General features: G+C 67.2%; 17 protein-coding genes and 1 riboswitch. Of the genes, 6 read left to right on the top strand and 11 right to left on the bottom strand.

Going from position 1 to position 16,482, the window contains the following annotated elements; all coding sequences use genetic code 11:
- Window positions 1-11: 11 nt before the first annotated feature.
- A complete protein-coding gene (cobW, locus tag L0U83_RS17450) occupies window positions 12-1,103 on the bottom strand; it encodes a cobalamin biosynthesis protein CobW (protein WP_233885025.1) in 1,092 nt (363 codons plus the stop codon).
- Window positions 1,104-1,318: 215 nt separating this feature from the next.
- Window positions 1,319-1,588: riboswitch (cobalamin riboswitch) on the bottom strand.
- 99 nt (window positions 1,589-1,687) lie between these two features.
- Here cobW and L0U83_RS17445 point away from each other — a divergent pair.
- Genes L0U83_RS17445 through bluB form a run of 4 tightly spaced genes read left to right on the top strand, consistent with a single transcriptional unit; the run spans window position 1,688 to window position 4,826 of the window.
- Window positions 1,688-2,224 (top strand): cobalamin biosynthesis protein, encoded by a 537-nt coding sequence (locus L0U83_RS17445; RefSeq protein ID WP_233885024.1) that lies wholly within the window; start codon window positions 1,688-1,690, stop codon window positions 2,222-2,224.
- Complete coding sequence (gene cobO / locus L0U83_RS17440) at window positions 2,221-2,823, top strand: cob(I)yrinic acid a,c-diamide adenosyltransferase (RefSeq protein WP_233885022.1); 603 nt, start codon at window positions 2,221-2,223, stop codon at window positions 2,821-2,823. The genes L0U83_RS17445 and cobO overlap by 4 nt, the downstream gene beginning before the upstream one ends.
- 4 nt (window positions 2,824-2,827) lie before the next feature.
- Window positions 2,828-4,138: a cobyrinic acid a,c-diamide synthase CobB gene (locus L0U83_RS17435; RefSeq protein ID WP_233885020.1), complete on the top strand. Its 1,311-nt coding sequence runs from the start codon at window positions 2,828-2,830 to the stop codon at window positions 4,136-4,138.
- The gene (gene bluB, locus L0U83_RS17430) at window positions 4,122-4,826 is read left to right on the top strand and encodes a 5,6-dimethylbenzimidazole synthase (protein ID WP_233885018.1); all 705 of its coding nucleotides are present in this window, start codon (window positions 4,122-4,124) and stop codon (window positions 4,824-4,826) included. Before L0U83_RS17435 ends, bluB begins: the two co-directional genes overlap by 17 nt.
- 7 nt (window positions 4,827-4,833) lie before the next feature.
- Here the strand turns inward: bluB and L0U83_RS17425 are convergent, their stop codons facing one another.
- The 8 genes from L0U83_RS17425 to ribA form a co-directional block, all read right to left on the bottom strand.
- Window positions 4,834-5,214 (bottom strand): VOC family protein, encoded by a 381-nt coding sequence (locus L0U83_RS17425; RefSeq protein ID WP_233885015.1) that lies wholly within the window; start codon window positions 5,212-5,214, stop codon window positions 4,834-4,836.
- A 99-nt stretch (window positions 5,215-5,313) separates the two neighbouring features.
- A complete protein-coding gene (locus tag L0U83_RS17420) occupies window positions 5,314-5,958 on the bottom strand; it encodes a DUF4136 domain-containing protein (protein WP_233885013.1) in 645 nt (214 codons plus the stop codon).
- A gap of 16 nt (window positions 5,959-5,974) precedes the next feature.
- Window positions 5,975-8,386, bottom strand: a complete 2,412-nt coding sequence (locus L0U83_RS17415; RefSeq protein ID WP_233885011.1) for a CHASE2 domain-containing protein — start codon at window positions 8,384-8,386, stop codon at window positions 5,975-5,977.
- Window positions 8,387-8,397: 11 nt separating this feature from the next.
- Complete coding sequence (locus L0U83_RS17410; protein WP_233885009.1) at window positions 8,398-9,822, bottom strand: FecR family protein; 1,425 nt, start codon at window positions 9,820-9,822, stop codon at window positions 8,398-8,400.
- The gene (locus L0U83_RS17405; RefSeq protein WP_233885006.1) at window positions 9,819-10,517 is read right to left on the bottom strand and encodes a response regulator transcription factor; all 699 of its coding nucleotides are present in this window, start codon (window positions 10,515-10,517) and stop codon (window positions 9,819-9,821) included. Before L0U83_RS17405 ends, L0U83_RS17410 begins: the two co-directional genes overlap by 4 nt.
- A gap of 253 nt (window positions 10,518-10,770) precedes the next feature.
- Window positions 10,771-11,178: a hypothetical protein gene (locus L0U83_RS17400; protein WP_373321059.1), complete on the bottom strand. Its 408-nt coding sequence runs from the start codon at window positions 11,176-11,178 to the stop codon at window positions 10,771-10,773.
- A 750-nt stretch (window positions 11,179-11,928) separates the two neighbouring features.
- Entirely contained in the window at window positions 11,929-12,831 is a 903-nt protein-coding gene (locus L0U83_RS17395) for an SH3 domain-containing protein (RefSeq protein ID WP_233885004.1), read from the bottom strand.
- A gap of 68 nt (window positions 12,832-12,899) precedes the next feature.
- Window positions 12,900-13,547, bottom strand: a complete 648-nt coding sequence (gene ribA, locus L0U83_RS17390) for a GTP cyclohydrolase II (protein ID WP_042265211.1) — start codon at window positions 13,545-13,547, stop codon at window positions 12,900-12,902.
- A gap of 308 nt (window positions 13,548-13,855) precedes the next feature.
- Between ribA and L0U83_RS17385 the strand changes: the two genes are divergently transcribed.
- Complete coding sequence (locus L0U83_RS17385; protein WP_233885003.1) at window positions 13,856-14,299, top strand: CBS domain-containing protein; 444 nt, start codon at window positions 13,856-13,858, stop codon at window positions 14,297-14,299.
- Window positions 14,300-14,702: 403 nt separating this feature from the next.
- Here the strand turns inward: L0U83_RS17385 and L0U83_RS17380 are convergent, their stop codons facing one another.
- Window positions 14,703-15,044, bottom strand: a complete 342-nt coding sequence (locus L0U83_RS17380) for a DUF4148 domain-containing protein (protein ID WP_233885002.1) — start codon at window positions 15,042-15,044, stop codon at window positions 14,703-14,705.
- A gap of 192 nt (window positions 15,045-15,236) precedes the next feature.
- Window positions 15,237-15,857 carry a DNA-3-methyladenine glycosylase gene (locus tag L0U83_RS17375; protein ID WP_233885001.1) on the bottom strand — a complete coding sequence of 207 codons (621 nt, stop codon included), beginning with the start codon at window positions 15,855-15,857 and terminating at the stop codon, window positions 15,237-15,239.
- Window positions 15,858-16,085: 228 nt separating this feature from the next.
- Between L0U83_RS17375 and L0U83_RS17370 the strand changes: the two genes are divergently transcribed.
- On the top strand, window positions 16,086-16,478 hold the full coding sequence (locus L0U83_RS17370; protein WP_233884999.1) for a thioredoxin domain-containing protein: 393 nt from the start codon (window positions 16,086-16,088) through the stop codon (window positions 16,476-16,478).
- The last annotated feature ends 4 nt before the right edge of the window (window positions 16,479-16,482 follow it).

Genomic DNA, 16,482 nt, shown 5'->3' with positions numbered 1-16,482 from the left:
GCTGGGCGCGTTCACTTCGCGCCCACGGTCTGCACGTTCGCCAATGCCGTATCGAACGCCATTTGCAGCGCCGCGCCATCGAGGTCTTCGCCAATCAGCACGAAACGGCTCGCAAGCGGCTGCGCCGCGCTTTCCTGCGCGTTCCAGCGGCGGTCGAAATAGCTGTCGAAGCGGCGGCCCACGCCTTGAATCACGAGACGCATCGGCGCGCCCGGCAGCGCGGCGAAACCCTTCACGCGATAGATCGTGTGCGCGTCGACAAGTTGTTGCAGCGCTTCGATCACAGTCTCGCGCGAAGCGGCCGCGCCCGACACCACGACCGAGTCGAACTCGTCATGATGATGATCGGGGTCGTCGGCGGAACCGTGATGGTCGTGACGAAGATGAATGCTCTCCTCGGAGGCCGCTTCGAGCCCGAGCAACGTATGCAGATCGAGCTTGCCGTGCTGCGCGCGCACGATCTTCACCTGCGGCGGCAGTTCTTCGCGCAACTCGGCGATGAGCGCGTCCTGGCCCGCTTCGTCGAGCAGATCGGTCTTGTTGAGAATGACGAGATCGGCGGCCGAAAGCTGGTCTTCGAACAGCTCGTGCAGCGGCGATTCGTGATCGAGATTCGGGTCGGCGCGGCGCTGCGCGTCCACGGCCTGCGGATTTTCGGCGAACTGACCGCTCGCGGCGGCGGGGCCGTCCACCACGGTCACGACCGCATCGACGGTGAACGCATTGCGGATCGACGGCCAGTTGAACGCCTGCACGAGCGGCTTGGGCAGCGCGAGACCCGAGGTCTCGATCAGCACGTGATCGATGTCGCCGCGGCGCTCGAGCAGTTTCTCCATCACGGGGAAGAACTCTTCCTGCACGGTGCAGCACAGGCACCCGTTCGCGAGTTCGTAGAGCTGGCCTTCTGTTTCGTTGCCGTTCTCGTCGCAGCCAATACCGCAGCCGCGCAGAATTTCGCCGTCGATGCCGAGTTCGCCGAATTCGTTGACGATGACCGCGACACGCAGACCGCCCGCGTGCTGAAGAATGTGACGCAGCAGCGTGGTTTTACCGCTGCCGAGAAAGCCCGTCACGATCGTGGCCGGAATCTTGCGCATTTGCATGAAGTGCTCCTTCGGCGCCAGGCCGGATAGAGGGGCATGGTGCGTCGCGCTGGCCGTTCGTGCGGGTGTCGTCTAGCGGGCGCGCGCGTATCCGTGGAGACGCCGTCACGCGCAACGATTCAAAAAACCTGCAGGGGACGAACGACCGGAAACGCACCCAGGCTTCGCCCGGCTGACGCATGAAAATCACGGACCCGGCGCCGCATCCCCGCAGCGCGAATCCCACGTATCTGGCCGGTATCCGGACTGACGAAACACCGCTTCGCCTTCCCGCGCGAACGGCCTTGCGGCCGGCTCGCACAGTGGCGTGGACTGCGTAAAGCATGGAAGCGGTTTGCGGCATTCGTTCGAACGCCGCGCTCGTTGTACCGTTGCGGGTGCAGTTCAGGTTGGCCATGCCCGAGGCGGGATGGCTCCCTGATTCCCGTTTAACTGCGCACGCATCATGAATCGCGCGCGCGAGCACCAGAGTGCGAGCGAGTGTAGGCGCGGGGGGCTTGCGCGTCAAGGAAGGCGTGGGAAGCCGCAAAAGCGTGTGCTATCGTAGCGCGCATCCGGCACCGGCCGGAACATGACCGTTTTGCTTGTTCGCCTCCGCCGTCCCGCCTTCGATCGACGCTCTCGCCGTGAACCCTGCCGAACATCGCGCATCGCGCGCAGCCTCACTCGAAGCCACGCTGGAACCCACACAGCGCGCGCCGTCGCTCGTGCTCGGCATTGGCTGCCGGCGCGGCGTGACGTTGGCGCAAGTCGATGCCGCCGTGCGCGCCGCGCTCGGCGCGTGGCCGATCGAAAGCGTAACGTGCGTGGCAACGCTCGACGCCAAAGCCGATGAACCCGCGTTGCAAGCGTTTTGCGCGGCCCGTGCGCTGCCGCTCCATACGTACACGCGGGAGCAACTCGCCGCGACGCCCACAACTGCGCCACCTTCCGCAGCCGCGCAAGCGCAATTCGGCGTGGACGGCGTGTGCGAACCCTGCGCGCGCCTCGCGGCGGCCGGTGGTCCGCTCGTGCACGGCAAGCTGGTGCTTGATGGCGTAACGGTCGCGATCGCACGCACGCTGGAAAACCCGGCAAACGCGGACGCGAAAAACCCGCAACAACCCCACTCACGACGATGAAAACCGATCCCGAATCGCATCAACGCATGACGCAACGCCGCCGCGAGGGCCACGAGAAAAAGCAGGCCGCCGCGACGCACGAAAAGGGCCTCCTGATCGTCAACACCGGCAACGGCAAGGGCAAGAGCACGGCCGCGTTCGGCATGGCCGTGCGCATGCTCGGCCACGGCATGAAGCTCGGCGTCGTGCAGTTCATCAAGGGTGCGCTGCACACGGCCGAACGCGATTTCCTCGGCAGCGTCGCGCACTGCGATTTCGTGACCATGGGCGACGGCTACACCTGGAACACGCAGAATCGCGACGGCGACATCGCCACCGCGCGCAAGGGCTGGGACGAAGCGAGGCGCATGATCGAAAGCGGCGAGTACGCGATGGTGATCCTCGACGAACTGAACACGGTGCTCAAATACGAGTACCTGCCGCTCGACGAAGTGCTCGGCGTGATCGCGTCGCGCGCGCCCCACGTGCACGTGGTCGTGACGGGCCGCCATGCGCCCGACGCGTTGATCGAAGCCGCCGACCTCGTCACGGAGATGCGCCTCGTGAAGCATCCGTATCGCGAGCAAGGCGTGAAAGCGCAAAAGGGCGTGGAGTTCTAAGCGCATGAGCGCAACGCTTGCCTGCCCCGCGCTTTTCATCAGCGCGCCCGCTTCGGGCCAGGGCAAAACCACGCTCACGGCGGGCCTCGCGCGCCTGCATCGCCGTGCGGGCCGGCGCGTGCGCGTCTTCAAGACCGGCCCGGATTTTCTCGACCCCACGATCCTCGCGCGCGCAAGCGGCGCGCCCGTGCTCTCGCTCGACCTGTGGATGGTGGGCGAACAAGCGTGCCGCGCCCTCCTCGCGCAGGCCGCGCGCGAAGCCGACCTGATCCTCATCGAAGGCGTCATGGGCCTGTTCGACGGCACACCGAGCAGCGCCGATCTCGCCACCACGTTCGGCGTGCCGGTGGCCGCTGTCGTGAGCGCGAAGTCGATGGCGCAGACCTTCGGTGCGATCGCGTTCGGTCTCGCGCGTTTTCGGCCCGAGGTGCCGTTTCATGGCGTGCTGGCGAATCGCGTGGGCTCGCCGCGCCACGCGCAGATGCTGCAGGAGGGCTTGCCCGCCGACGTGCGCTGGCTCGGGCATGTAGCAAGCGAAGCGACGATGGCGCTGCCCGATCGCCACCTCGGCCTGCATCAGGCTGAGGAGATCGACGATCTCGACGCGCGCATCGAACGCGCCGCCGACGCGCTCGCGCAAACCGCGCTCGCTGACCTGCCGCCGCCGGTGGAATTCACCAGTCCTTCGCATAACGAAGCAATTCCTCGCCTGCTCGAAGGCCGCCATATCGCCATCGCACGCGACGCCGCGTTCTCGTTTCTCTATCCGGCGAACATCACGTTGCTCGAAGCTCTCGGTGCAAGCGTGAACTATTTCTCGCCACTCGCGAACGAGCCCGCGCCCGCCAGCGCTGATGCAATCTTTCTGCCCGGCGGCTATCCCGAGTTACATGCGTCGGCGCTCGCGCACAATACGCGGAGCGCGAATTCGTTGCGCGCACATGTATCAGCCGGAAAGCCGCTCGTCGCCGAATGTGGCGGCATGCTTTATCTGCTCGATGCACTAACCGACGTAGAAGGCACGCGCACGCCGATGCTCGGCCTGCTGCCCGGCGAGGCGGTCATGCAAAAGCGCTTCGCGGCACTCGGCATGCAGCAGCTGGACGGCGCGCATGGCGCGCTGCGCGGCCACACGTTTCACTATTCGCGCATCGCCACGCCGCTTGCGCCCGCGCTCACGGCACGCCACGCACAGACTGGCGCGCCCGGCGAGGCGCTTTATCGGCATGGCTCGATCGCGGCCACCTATATGCACGCTTACTGGCCCTCCAACCCGGCTTTCGCGGCCGCACTCTTCCATGGCACAGCCCTTTGACGAAGCCGAACGCGCGGCGGTCTACCGTGCGATTTACGAGCGCCGCGACATGCGGCACTTCGCACCGGGGCCCGTCGATCCCACGACGTTGGCTCGCCTGCTCGACGCCGCGCATCACGCGCCGAGCGTTGGCTTCATGCAGCCGTGGCGCATCGTGCGTATCACCGACAGCGCGTTGCGCGAGCAACTGCATGCGGCGGTCGAGCGCGAACGCATCGCGACCGCCGATGCACTTGGCAAGCGCCGCGACGAGTTCATGAAGCTCAAGGTGGAAGGCATGCGCGACTGCGCCGAGGTGCTCGTGGTCGCGCTGATGGATCGCCGCGAAGCGCACGTCTTCGGCCGGCGCACGCTGCCGGAGATGGATCTCGCCTCCGTGGCCTGCGCGATCCAGAACATGTGGCTCGCGGCGCGCGCCGAAGGGCTCGGCATGGGCTGGGTGTCGATCTTCGATGTCGACGAGGTGCGCGCCCTGCTCGCCATGCCGTCCGGCGCCAAGCCGGTCGCGATACTCTGCGTGGGTCAGGTCGATGCGTTCTACCCGCAACCGATGCTCGAAATGGAGAAGTGGGCCGAACGCAAGCCGCTTGGCGAATGCGTGTTCGAGAATCGCTGGCCGCAGGACGAGGCGCCCAGCGTGCCCAAAGCGGCGTCCGAAGCGGCGCCGGACGGCACGCCCGGCGCCTGACGGCCGCTCACGCTTCGCGCGCGTAGCATACGGCCTCGACGTTGTTGCCGTCGGGATCGATCAGGAATGCTGCGTAATAGTCGGGGCTGTAATCGGCGCGCACGCCGGGCTCGCCGTTGTCTTTCGCGCCTGCACGCAGGCCCGCTTCGTAGAATCCAACGACCGCTGCGCGGTTCGCCGCCGCGAACGCCACATGCACGCCGCGCGGCGCAAGCGCGGCATCGGCCGAGACGGCGTGCAGCCAGAGCCTGGGCTCGCCTGGCTGGCCGAGCCCCGCATAGGTGTCGTCGCGCATGCACACCACGACGCCGAGCGGCGCAAGCAGCGCCTCGTAAAAACGCAAGCTACGTGCGAGATCCTGCACACGCAATCCAATGTGATCGAACATGAGCGACTCCCGTGGTGTCTGTGCGCAACCGTTGCGCCAGATTCGGGAGTCAGCATAGCGCCATCGGGGCGAGCGCAGCCTGGGGAAAGTTGCCCTGAACTACGGCTTGTCGACTGGAGAAACGGAGAGCACTTCCGGCATGCCCGGCGCGTGATCCGTCGTGCCGGTGTTGGGCGGACTCTTGAGCTTGACGCGCCATTGCGGCGCGCCGGCGTACGGCAGCCGCGCGAGCGCGCCGGCCACGAGGTACGGCACGGCTTCGCGCGCGTCGGCGTTACGGTCGCGCTTCACGGCGCTGACCTTGTAGACCTCGCCGCCATCGGGCAACGCGAAGAAACGCAGCGTCAACGTATGCACGTAGGGCCGCCCGAACCACGGAAACGACGCCCCCCCGGCAGGCGCGCAGCCGGCGCCGCAGTCGCCGTCGACGACTTTCACATCGGCGGGACGCGTGGCCCACGCCACCGAGACGAGATAGCGCGCCGCCTCGGGTGTCCCCGCGTTGAAGCCGCGCTGCGCGAGACCATCGCTTAGCAATGCCTGGTACGGAAGCAGCTCGCCCGCGTCGGCCTGGGCGGGTGTGGGCGCGAAACGGTAGTTCGCCGATTGGCTGGCCGCAGCGGGCAACGCGCCCGTGGCCGCGATGTCGGTCGTCACGCCAGCGCATCCGGCGAGAGCGACGAGCATCGGCAGGAGACAGATCGACAGCAAGGTCTTCACGAAACACTCCATCGGGTTATTCATGCGCTTTTCGTGCGGTTCAACCCGGTGCGTCGAACGCGGGCAGCGTCATCGTCAACACGGTGCCCTCGCCCGGTTCGCTCTGCAGTTGGACATCGCCGCCGTGGCGCGTCACGACTGTCTTCACGAACGCCATGCCGAGCCCCGCGCCGCTCACTTCGGGCCGCTGCTCCGCGTGAAAGCGCTGGAACGGCTGGAAGAGCCTCGCCTGGTCTTCGTGCGCAATGCCGTAGCCCTGATCGCGGATCGAGCAGACCACGCGCGGCGGAACGTGGTCGTCCAGCGCGATCTTGCAGACGATACGCGTATCCGCAGGACTGTACTTCACGGCGTTGTTCAGCACGTTCACGAGCGCGCGCGTCATGAGCGAGCGGTCGGCGTTGATCCAGCCCATCTGCTCGCCCTCGAACGCCGTGTCGATCTGGATGCGCTTCGCGCGCGCCTGCGGCCACACTTCGTCGCTTGCGTCGATCAGCAGCTCCGCGAGGCTCGTGGGCTCGAGCGCATAGACCTGGGACTCGGCGCGCGCGAGTTGCACGAAGTCGTCGGCGAGCTTGAGCGAGCGGCGCGCATAGCGCTCGATCCGCTCCATCACGCCTCGCACGGGCTCCGAGGCGAGCGTGCCGCGCTCGCGCTCCGTCTCGACGAGTGCGACGATCGAGGCCTGCGGCGAGCGCATGTCGTGCGACAGCAGGCGCAGCGCGTCCTCGCGCTGGCGTTCGGCGTCGTGCAGCGCCGTCACGTCGACAAGACCCGCGATCCAGCCGACCGCCTGCCCCTGCGCGTCCGTGCAGCGCGCGTAGCGCAGCAGGTAGTCACTGCCGTCACGCGCGCGCACTTCCACGCCGCGCTCCATCAGCTCGGCGAACTCGCCGCGCGCCGGGTCGAGCGGCGCGGGCCAGTGCGCGTGGGCGAACGCCATCGCGTCGGGCGCGGGGTCGATCGGCTTGACGAGCGACAGGTCGCCGAACACGTCCTGCATCGAACGCCCTTCCGCGGCGCTCACGTTCAGGCGGGCGAGATACGTACGCGAAGCGTGATTCGCGATCAACACGACGCCACGCAGATCGGCGACGAGAATCGGCTCCGGCACGGAATCGAGGCTGTCCCACACGAAGCGGCGCATGTCCTGCAGCCGCTGCGCGGCCTGCGCCATGAGCGCCATTTGCTGGGCGAGCGCGTCGCCGGCGAACTCGCGGCGCTGCGTGGGCGCTTCGGGCAGCAGGTAGGGTTCGTCGGCGAGCTGGCGCAGTTCCTTGCGCAGGTAGGCCATCGTCATTTCGAGGCGGCGCCAGCTCCACACCGGATAGGCGACGAGCAGCGCGACGATCGCGGGCACGGGCGGCAGCCACAGGCGCGCGCCGTGCAGCATGCCCGCGCTCGCGCCAAGCGACACGGCGATCAGGAGCGCGAGCAGCAGCAGCGTGCGCAGCGGCGAGAGCACGAGGAAACCCGCCAGCAGCAGCACGAGCGGCGCGAGCGAGGCGAGCACGACCATGACGGGCGACGCGGGCTGGATGGCCGTTCCGTTGAGCAGCGTGTCGAGCACGATGGCGTGGACGTACACGCCGGGTAACGGGCCGAGCGTTCCAGAGAGCGGCGTGGCGAAGCGGTCGTAGAGCCCCGAGGCCGTTACGCCGACGATCACGACGCGCCCACGCAACTGCTCGGGCGGCACGCGGCCTTCGAGCACGTTGGCGAACGAGACCGTGCGGTAGGTCTGCGAATTCGCGCTGAACGGAATCAGGAAACGCGACTCGGTGCCAGGCGCCGCCGCGTGCAGCACGTCATCGCGCTGCGCGGCGGCGGGCGTGCCATGCGCGAGCTTCACGGCGCCGCTGCGCACCGCGCGCCAGACCGGCACCATCAGTTGCGGCCAGCGCTGCTGCGCGTCGCCTTCGAAGAGCGCGACGCTGCGCACGATGCCGTCGCTATCGACTTCGAGGTTGATATGGCCCATGCCGGCGGCCGCCTGCGCGAGCGGCGCGACCGGGCGCACGGCGTCGCGGTGCCCGGTGTCGTCGGCGGGTGTGAGGAGAATGGGGAGGAACGCCGGACGCGCGCGCAGCGCCTGCGCAAAGTGCGCGTCGCCGGGCGTCGGTTCTGTGAACAGCACATCGTAGACGACGGCCGCCGCGCCCGCCTTCGCGAGCTGATCGACGAGCCGCGCATGCGCCTCGCGCGGCCACGGCCAGCGCCCGAGCGCGGCCACGCTCGCGTTGTCGATCTCCACGAGCACGATGTCGGGCGACACCGGCAGCGAGCGCGCGGAGAGCAAGCGGTCATAGACCAGATGGTCGGCGCCGCTCGTGAGCCGCCAGATCACGCAGAGCACGACCACGACCACGCCCGCGCATCCCACGCCGGCCCATTCGAACAGGAAGCGGCGCCCAACGGAGCGGCCAAGGCGCGCGGGCGGCCTCACGCTCATGCGCGCCTGCGTCACCAGTCGAGCCTGAACGACTGGACCGGACTCGCCTTCTGGTAGTAATGGCCGTTGTCGAACTGCTCGGCGATCACCGTCCAGTAGTAGACGCCCTTCGGCAGGTCACGCACGACGGCCTCGCCCGCCGTGATGTCGGTCCGGTCGATAAGCGGCACGCGCAGATCGGACGTCGTGCCGAGTACGAATCGAAAGCGCGTGTTCTGCGCGTTGCGGTCGATGAACCAGCGGAACGCGAAGTCGCGCGAGCCTTCTACGGGACCGGCGCTCGCGCCGAGCGCCACGCGCCGGCGCTCGAACGCATACGACGCCGGCATGCCTTCGAGACCACGCGCGTCGAAGGCGGAGATGCGCACGAAGTAAGTGCCGTCTGGGAGGTCGGCGAACGACACGTGCGGGTCGGCGCTGCGCGTGTCGCGGATCATGTCGAGCAGGCCCGCGTCGCGGCCGATCTGCACGCGATAGGCGCTCGCACCCGCGGCGGGCGTGATATCGAAGGCGACTTCGTCGTCGTCCTGCACTTTGGACGGATGCAGCAATTGAGGCGCGTCGAGCAGCGTGACCGGCGCGCCCGCTGGCTGGCCCGCCAGCGTGAGGCTGCCGTAGCGCGCGGCGACAAGCTGCTCGGAGGCGGCGAGCGGCGTGCCGGGTCCTGGCGGCTGTGCGCGAGCGCCGTGGCGGTTGTGGCCCGGCGAGTCGGCGTCCACGCCCACCGCGCCGTCCAGCACTTCGACCGCCGTTGCGCCCTTGTCGCCGTCGTAGCTCACGCGAAACTGCGTGCCGCGCACGCCGGCCACCACGGAAGGCGAGCGGATCTGAAAGCGATCGTCCTTCTTCGTGGCATGCGTGACCTCGCTGCTCACCTCACCGCGATGGAGATCGACGATGCGGTCGGTCGCGCCGGTGAGCGCCGTCTGACGCAGCGTGGCAAGGTCGAGCGAAGTATCGGGCGGCAGCGCGATATGCGAGCCGTCGGCCAGTTCGAGTGTGGCGAAGCCGCTGTGGCCGGTCTGCACGCGATCGCCTTCAACGAGGCTCGATCCGACCGTGAGCGGCAGGAGCGGGCCGGCGCGGAACGCATGCTGCACGGGACCGTTCGCAGCGATCACCTTCGCGCTGAGGGCGTCCTGGCGCAGCAGCGCTACCGGCACGCGCAGCGTCGTGCCGGGCTGCAGGCGGCGCGGCGCGCTCACATGATTGAGGCTCGCAAGCTTTTTCCAGTCGGCGGGATTGCGCAGGTAACGCGTGGCGATGTCGTAGAGCGAGTCGCCGGGCTGCGTGACGTAGGTGGTCATCTCGGGCGACTGCGCCGGCGCGCGCGGGGCGCTCTCGCGCGCCTCGGCGCCGCGGGGAAGGGAAATGAGCGCAAGCGCGAAGGCAAAGAACGGAGCCGCAGAGGCGCGCACCGCACGTGCGCCCCTCACGCGTTGTCCCCCTCGATGCGCTCGAGCCGGTAACCGTAGCCGTAGATCGGCGTAAGTCGATAGCCGTTTTCGGGACGCAAGCCGAGCTTCGAGCGCAGCATGGAAACGTGCGTGTCCATTGTGCGCGAGGGAATGTCGTCGGACTGCTTCCAGATCACGTCGAGAATATGCGCGCGCGAAAGCGGTCGGCTCAGATGCTGAAACAGCAGGAGCGCGAGATCGAACTCCTTCTGCGTAAGCGCGACGTTGCGCCCGCTCACCGAGGCCTGGCGCGACTTCAGGTCGAACTCGTATTCGCCGAAGATTTCCTTGAGCGCGGGCGCGTGCAGCTGATAGGCGCGGCGCAACAGCGAATTGACCCGGGCGATCAGCACCGGCGCCGAGACGGGCTTGACGACGTAGTCATCGGCGCCTGCGTTGAGCATTTGCGCGATGTCGACCTCGCGGCTGCGGCTCGTCATGAAGAGCACCGGCAGGCGCGTGGAGAGGCTCTGCCGCACCCAGTGCAGCACTTCGTCGCCGGCCATGTCGGGCACGTTCCAGTCGAGCACGAGCAGATCGAACGTTTGCCGCCGAAGCTGCCTGACGAGCTCGCTGCCCTTGGCAAACGCGTGGCAGGCGTGGCCCGCCGCGCTCAAGGCCTGGCAGACGAATTCTGTCTGCGCTGCATCGTCATCCAGTACCGCAATTCTCATAGCACCCCGCAACCAGGTTTGTTCTTCATCGTCTCAGGATGGACTGCCTGCCTGCCGCATCGCGCTGCAGCCGTGACCGTCGTCTGGCGACGCCCGCCGCGTGCACCGGCGCCGGGTCGCAGACCAACCACCCTGGAGCTGGCAGCACGCGCAACCCGCCGTGTGCCAAAGCCCACTACTTTCGCCGCGTCTCGAAAAAAATGGGAGCGTGAGGCCGCGCTCGTCTTCGGTGAACAGATCGCTCTCATGTTAATCACTCATGGTAGTCGAATTTACCGTCGTTCGAGCCGGGTTTGCCCGCCCCGCCTGCGGTTGACGGCGATCCCGCAAGCAGCGCGGTCAGATGGGAGCGCACGTGCTCCCACGCCGCGTGCGCATAGTCGGGCTGCACGGCCGCGCGTGACTGCGCCGTGACAAACACGCGCAGCACCGTGGACGAACACTGTGTCAGGCGCTCAGCCGCGGCGAAACGCGAAAGACGCAGCGCTTCGCTGAGCCACGGGAGTTCGGCCGCGCAGGAATCCGCATAAGCCTCCATTGCGGCGCGCGCGTGGCGGTCGCGCGCAAGGTCGAGCTCGACGCGGTCGAACTCGCGGCGATCGTCGGGGCCGTCAACGCGCGAGCCCGGTGGAAAACGCATACGGCCGGATCGGAAAAACATGGAGCCCCCGTGAAGACAAACAGGCAGAGCAGCAGAAGTGAAGCGGCCAGGCGTTTTTTCGCGGACGCAACAACGTCGAGCCGCTCGCTATGCGCGAAGCGGCAAAAAGAATGCGTTCAGAAGTGTGGAAAAAAATGTGGCGACGGCCGCGTGCTACGCACTGCGTGGTCTCCGGAATCCGCCCCCGGAGTCGGACCGCCAGCGCAGTCATCGTCGTGCCCGGCGCGAGCCCCGCTGCGAGCGTCACCGCCCGACGCTGTCAGCGGGCCGCAGCCGCCTCCCTGCACGACGAGGCACGTTGCCGCCATCGCCACGTCCACCTCAAAGCACTGGTTTTCCCAGCGTTATCCGGCGAACTCGGGTTCGCTCTGACTTCCTCTTGCTGACTGCGTCGCCAAGTCCCGAGCGAGCCAGCCCCCGTAGCAAAAATCCGTTGCCAGCGGCGCATGCGCGAAACGCGCCTGGCTCTGGCGTCTTGCGGCTGTGCTTGCACTTGCCGCGACGACGTATTCTCACCTGGGCGCTACGAATTTACTGTCAGGGATTGTTAAATCCGTCAGGACGGCGATATGAGGTGTAAGAGTGGCGATCGGTGTGGCTTAGGCCGTTGCCCCAGCGTATCTGACCAACGCGGCACCTGGCGTTCATGCACGCCGATTGCCTGGCATTCCTAAGTCAATGTCAGAAAACAGCAGCGGCGAGATCCCACCATGGAGATCCCGCCGCTGCAGCGAAGAACATCGCTATGGGTTAATGCTCGGGTTGCCGGTCGTTGCCCCGTTCGCCACCCTGGCTGGGAGCATGGCCACCTTGACCACCCTGAGGCGGCGCAGGCGGCCGCCCCTGTTGCGGTGCGGGACCAGGCGCACGCATGCCGCCTTGCGGCTGGGGTTCCGGCGGACGAGCGTAGCCCTGCGCGGGCGCCCCGGCCGGCGGCCGGCCGCCGAACTGCTGCTGCTCAGGCGGATGCCCCGCCTCGTGCGGACGCATTGCGGGCTGCTCCATGTTGGCGGGCGGGCGGCCCGCGCCCGGCGGCGGCATGTTGCCCGGCGCGCGCGGCGCTTCCTGATTGCCGGGCGGGCGCTCCGCCGCTTGCGGCGGGCCGCCGCGCATCGACGCATTGGGCTCCGGCGGACGCTCGCCACCGCCATGTGGCATGGCGGGCGGATGGCCCGGTGCACCGTGCCACGCCGGCGTTGCCGGCGGCCGGCCGCGCTCGGGCGGCGCCACGTGCTCCCAGCGCTGCTGTTCGCCATACCACGGCCGGTCGCGGTAGAAGCTGCCCCAGTAGGCGCCAAGCGAGAACGCCACGACCGGCAGGCCGATCGCCGCGCCATAGCTGGTGAGCGGCACGTAGCTGCCCTGATACGGATAACTGAGATAACCGCCATAGACCCAGCCGCGCAGACCGGGCACGGTGACATCACACCACGAGTAGTCGCTCACGCAGCCCATTACGGTGACGGGCTGGCCGGGTCCGAGTTCGGAAACGACTGGGTAGTCGCCGGAAGGCCCCGCATACAAATCGACGGGTTGGCTCGTGTAGGCCGCGGTTTGCGCGCTGGCGTCGGACGACGCGAGCACGAGACCGGTTGCGAGGCACGCGCTGGCGAGCGCAGAGGCGAGCGCGCGCGTCTTGAGGCGCTTGGACATCGTTTCTCCCTGTTCCATCTATTTTGATTTTTCGCTGCGCAATTCGCGTGCCCGCTGCCCGACGCGGATTATTCGTTTTCTTCGAAGTAATGCCCGAACTTGACCTGCTTCGTGCGGATATACCGCTCGTTTTCCTCGCGCATCGGGATCGCGAGCGCCACGCGCTCGATCACGGGGAGGCCATGCTGCCTGAGCGTGTCGAACTTCTTCGGATTGTTGCTCATGAGCCGCACCGACGACACTTTCAGCAGACGCAGGATCGCCGCCGCCGAATCGTATTCGCGCGCGTCGTCGGGCAGGCCGAGATCGAGATTTGCCTCGACGGTGTCGCGACCCTGCTGCTGCAACTGGTACGCGCGGATCTTGTTCGACAGACCGATGCCCCGGCCTTCGTGGCCACGCAGGTAGAGCAGCACGCCACGGCCTTCGGCCGCGATATAGCGCAGCGCGAGGTCGAGTTGCTCGCCGCAGTCGCAGCGGTAGGAGCCGAACACGTCGCCGGTCAGGCATTCGGAGTGGAGCCGCGTCAGCGTGGGCTCGCCGCTGCCCACGTCACCCATGACGAGCGCGAGATGCTCGGCGCCGCCGTCCTTCACCCGGTAGACATAGGACTCGAACGTGCCGTAGCGGGTCGGCAGCGTGGCGATCGCGTCAAGTACGACGCATTCGTTGGCGTTATCGCCGTCCGCGCAGGACGACTCAGGGAGCGTAGGCATGATCTGGAACAGGAAACTGGCAAAAACCGGCACAGGGCCGGGTTGAAGTTCGGAACCGGAGTTTACCGCCATTTGCTCCACCCCGCCGCGCCGCGCTTGCGTGGCGGTTCCGGCGGCCGCCCGGATAGCGGCTCGAGCGAGCCCCATGCCCTCGGCATAAATGGTGCGACCCCGCGCATACCCCGACGACGCGCGGCACGCCAGCCGCCTATACTGGAATGGCTTTGCAATGGCTTGACGGGCAACACTCCCGGCCTGCCGCGCCGCGCAATGACTGCACAACCAGAAGGACGAAGAGGGGTCGCCCTATGACAAGCGTTGCACAGGTACTCAAATCGAAGCCGGAACAGGTGGTGTACACGATCGAAGCCTCCGATTCCGTCTACAACGCAATCCGCCTGATGGCCGATAAGCAGATCGGCGCGCTGCTCGTGACCGACGGTCCAACGATCGCCGGCATCGTCACGGAGCGTGACTACGCGCGCAAGATCGTGCTGATGGACCGATCGTCGAAAACGACCGCCGTGCGCGACATCATGAGCGCGCACGTGCGCTTCGTCGAGCCGCAGCAGACCACCTACGACTGCATGGCGCTCATGACCGAACGGCGCATGCGCCACCTGCCCGTCATGGACGGCGGCAAGCTCGTGGGAATGGTGTCGATCGGCGACCTGGTGAAGGAAATCATCGCCGAGCAGAAGTTCACGATCGAGCAGCTTGAGCACTACATCACCGGCGGGCCTGCCGCCTGACGTAGCGTTCGGTCCTGGAACCTTCAGATGTGAAAAAACGCCCAATCCCGACGGGGTTGGGCGAAGCCACCTTTCGGCGGCGGAGGTTCCACGCATGAAAAATCGCGCGAATGGTTTGCGCGGCGCCGTGCGGCGAAGGCGGAACGGTGTCCAGCTTCGCCGGTATCGGCTGGGAGCCTTGCTGGGTGGGCGCGTTGCGGGGTCAACTTGCGCGGGCGTCTAGCCTGCTCGAAGTGCCCGGGCACCGGCTTGCGCGGAAGCGGCCAACCTGTGGCCTATCGATGTCGCATGCGCCGGTGTCTGAGCGACAGCCGATTGCGGCGTGCGCTCCGGCTGGGCTTTGGCGCCCTGTGAGGGCGCGCCCTGCCCAGTCGTCCGCACGGCTACCCGCGTAGTTGCCCGCTTAGTTGCCGAAGTACACCGACTGCGACGGGCGCATCGTGGCCGGTTGGCCCGACTGCGCCGAACCCGAGGTCGACGGGCCATAGCCGCTCGTTTCGGCGGCCGGCGCTTGCGCCAGGCCTTCCTGCTGGTTCACGCGCGCTTCGGCGGCCTGGATGTCGGCCGGGTACGTCGCGTCGTTGGCGGTAGCCGGGTTGTAGCCGGCCTTCTCGAGCTGGATCAATTCGGACTTCACTTCGGCGCGCGTGACCGGGCCGTTGCCTTGCACCTGGGCAAACGAAAGGGCCGGAGCAGCCACGAGGGCGGCGACGAATGCGGCTTGAATCAGGGTACGGGACTTCATGGTCATTACCTCCATCACTTGTTTTATGCCGGCGGCGGTGTCTGGTTGCACCGCCAAACCAGTGACTTCAGTGTATTGAGACGAGAGACCAGGGGAAACCCTTAATTTGAGAAAATACACTTTCAACCAAAGCAACAATGCCGCACGCATGGGTTGCCCCGCGAGCGCCTTGTGGCGCGGCGCTTGCGCAAGTCACAACGGGGCGACACTGCCATCCAGCAGCTTGCGCGGCCCGCTCACGAAGCGGCTGCCCAGTTCGTAGAAGCGCAGCGGCCGGTCCATCTCCCGCGAGAGCCCGATGCGCGTCGTCACACCCACGGGCCGCTCGGGTTCGTCCACGCGGCCGATCCAGAGTCCGTGCCCACGGCAAAGATCGACGCCGTCGAAGGCCGCCGCAATGCCAAACGCCTGCGAGAGCCGCCCCGGCCCGCGCGCGAGATCGCGCAGCGGGACGCCGGGGCGCAGCGCCTCCATCGCGCCGATGCCTTCGAGCGGCTCCAGTGCGCGAAACAGGATGCCGGCGCCCACGTCCACGGCTTCGCTCGACATGTTGAACATCCATGCGCTGCCGTAGGTCAGCCGCACGTGCGCATGACCGCGTTCGAGGAACATCGCGGCGTTATAGGGCCGCCGTCCGATGTAGGCGTAGCTCGTGGAGTCGCCCACGGGATACGCTTCGACTTCGACGACCCGCCCAGCCATGCGCCCGCGCGCCATGTCGCGCACGAGATATTTGCCAACCATGAAGCGCGCCAGCTCGGCGGTGTCGAACGGCAGGTCGTCGCGGCGCAGCGGCAGGATCGTCATCGTCATCGAAGCGTTCTCGGGTTGGTCGGCACGGGCGTTGCGATTTCGCGGACCGGCAGAGTGTAGCGCTGCACCGCCCCGCCACCGATTGACCACCGCCTGGTCACATGCCGCCGGCCATTGCGCTACCATCGTCCGCATCTCTGCGCGAACGGTTCGCGCTACCTCATGATCCGGCGCGCGTCGTCCGACGATTCGTCAGGACCGGCCGAGCGCCACAGAAGGAGCCGCAAGATGAACGAACAAAGCGCGATTCAATTTCTCTCGAACGTGCGCAAGCCGCTGCTCACGCTGCACAAGGCGATTCTCGACCACGAGCGCAAGGAGTACGAACGCGAGTTCGGGCCGGTCACGCCGGCGGCCTTCCTGCAGGTGCTCATCAACGGCTCGGGATTTCGCTGGCTCATGCCGTTCTCGACGGTGATCGCCAACGTCGACGAAACCCTCGACGCAAAGGACGCGACACCCGACGATCGCATCGGCGCGGCGCAAGGCGTGGCCGCGCTATTTTCCGGCGAGGAATCGGCGGAGTTCTACGAGCGCTATCAGGCGTTGTTGCAGGCGAGTCCCGAGATTCTGCATTTACATGGGACGGTGGCGCCGCTGCTCAACACGCTGAAGAACTGAGCGC

Source organism: Paraburkholderia flagellata (genome assembly GCF_021390645.1).
In the GTDB taxonomy this organism is placed as follows: domain Bacteria; phylum Pseudomonadota; class Gammaproteobacteria; order Burkholderiales; family Burkholderiaceae; genus Paraburkholderia; species Paraburkholderia flagellata.
This window is presented reverse-complemented; position numbering and strand designations above follow the sequence as displayed.

Bases quoted from the DNA above. Each gene is read 5' to 3' on its own strand.
- cobW (WP_233885025.1), bottom strand. From the start codon at position 1,103: ATGCAAATGCGCAAGATTCCGGCCACGATCGTGACGGGCTTTCTCGGC.
- cobO (WP_233885022.1), top strand. From the start codon at position 2,221: ATGAAAACCGATCCCGAATCGCATCAACGCATGACGCAACGCCGCCGC.
- L0U83_RS17435 (WP_233885020.1), top strand. From the start codon at position 2,828: ATGAGCGCAACGCTTGCCTGCCCCGCGCTTTTCATCAGCGCGCCCGCT.
- bluB (WP_233885018.1), top strand. From the start codon at position 4,122: ATGGCACAGCCCTTTGACGAAGCCGAACGCGCGGCGGTCTACCGTGCG.
- L0U83_RS17425 (WP_233885015.1), bottom strand. From the start codon at position 5,214: ATGTTCGATCACATTGGATTGCGTGTGCAGGATCTCGCACGTAGCTTG.
- L0U83_RS17420 (WP_233885013.1), bottom strand. From the start codon at position 5,958: ATGAATAACCCGATGGAGTGTTTCGTGAAGACCTTGCTGTCGATCTGT.
- L0U83_RS17415 (WP_233885011.1), bottom strand. From the start codon at position 8,386: ATGAGCGTGAGGCCGCCCGCGCGCCTTGGCCGCTCCGTTGGGCGCCGC.
- L0U83_RS17405 (WP_233885006.1), bottom strand. From the start codon at position 10,517: ATGAGAATTGCGGTACTGGATGACGATGCAGCGCAGACAGAATTCGTC.
- L0U83_RS17400 (WP_373321059.1), bottom strand. From the start codon at position 11,178: ATGTTTTTCCGATCCGGCCGTATGCGTTTTCCACCGGGCTCGCGCGTT.
- L0U83_RS17395 (WP_233885004.1), bottom strand. From the start codon at position 12,831: ATGTCCAAGCGCCTCAAGACGCGCGCGCTCGCCTCTGCGCTCGCCAGC.
- ribA (WP_042265211.1), bottom strand. From the start codon at position 13,547: ATGCCTACGCTCCCTGAGTCGTCCTGCGCGGACGGCGATAACGCCAAC.
- L0U83_RS17385 (WP_233885003.1), top strand. From the start codon at position 13,856: ATGACAAGCGTTGCACAGGTACTCAAATCGAAGCCGGAACAGGTGGTG.
- L0U83_RS17380 (WP_233885002.1), bottom strand. From the start codon at position 15,044: ATGAAGTCCCGTACCCTGATTCAAGCCGCATTCGTCGCCGCCCTCGTG.
- L0U83_RS17375 (WP_233885001.1), bottom strand. From the start codon at position 15,857: ATGACGATGACGATCCTGCCGCTGCGCCGCGACGACCTGCCGTTCGAC.
- L0U83_RS17370 (WP_233884999.1), top strand. From the start codon at position 16,086: ATGAACGAACAAAGCGCGATTCAATTTCTCTCGAACGTGCGCAAGCCG.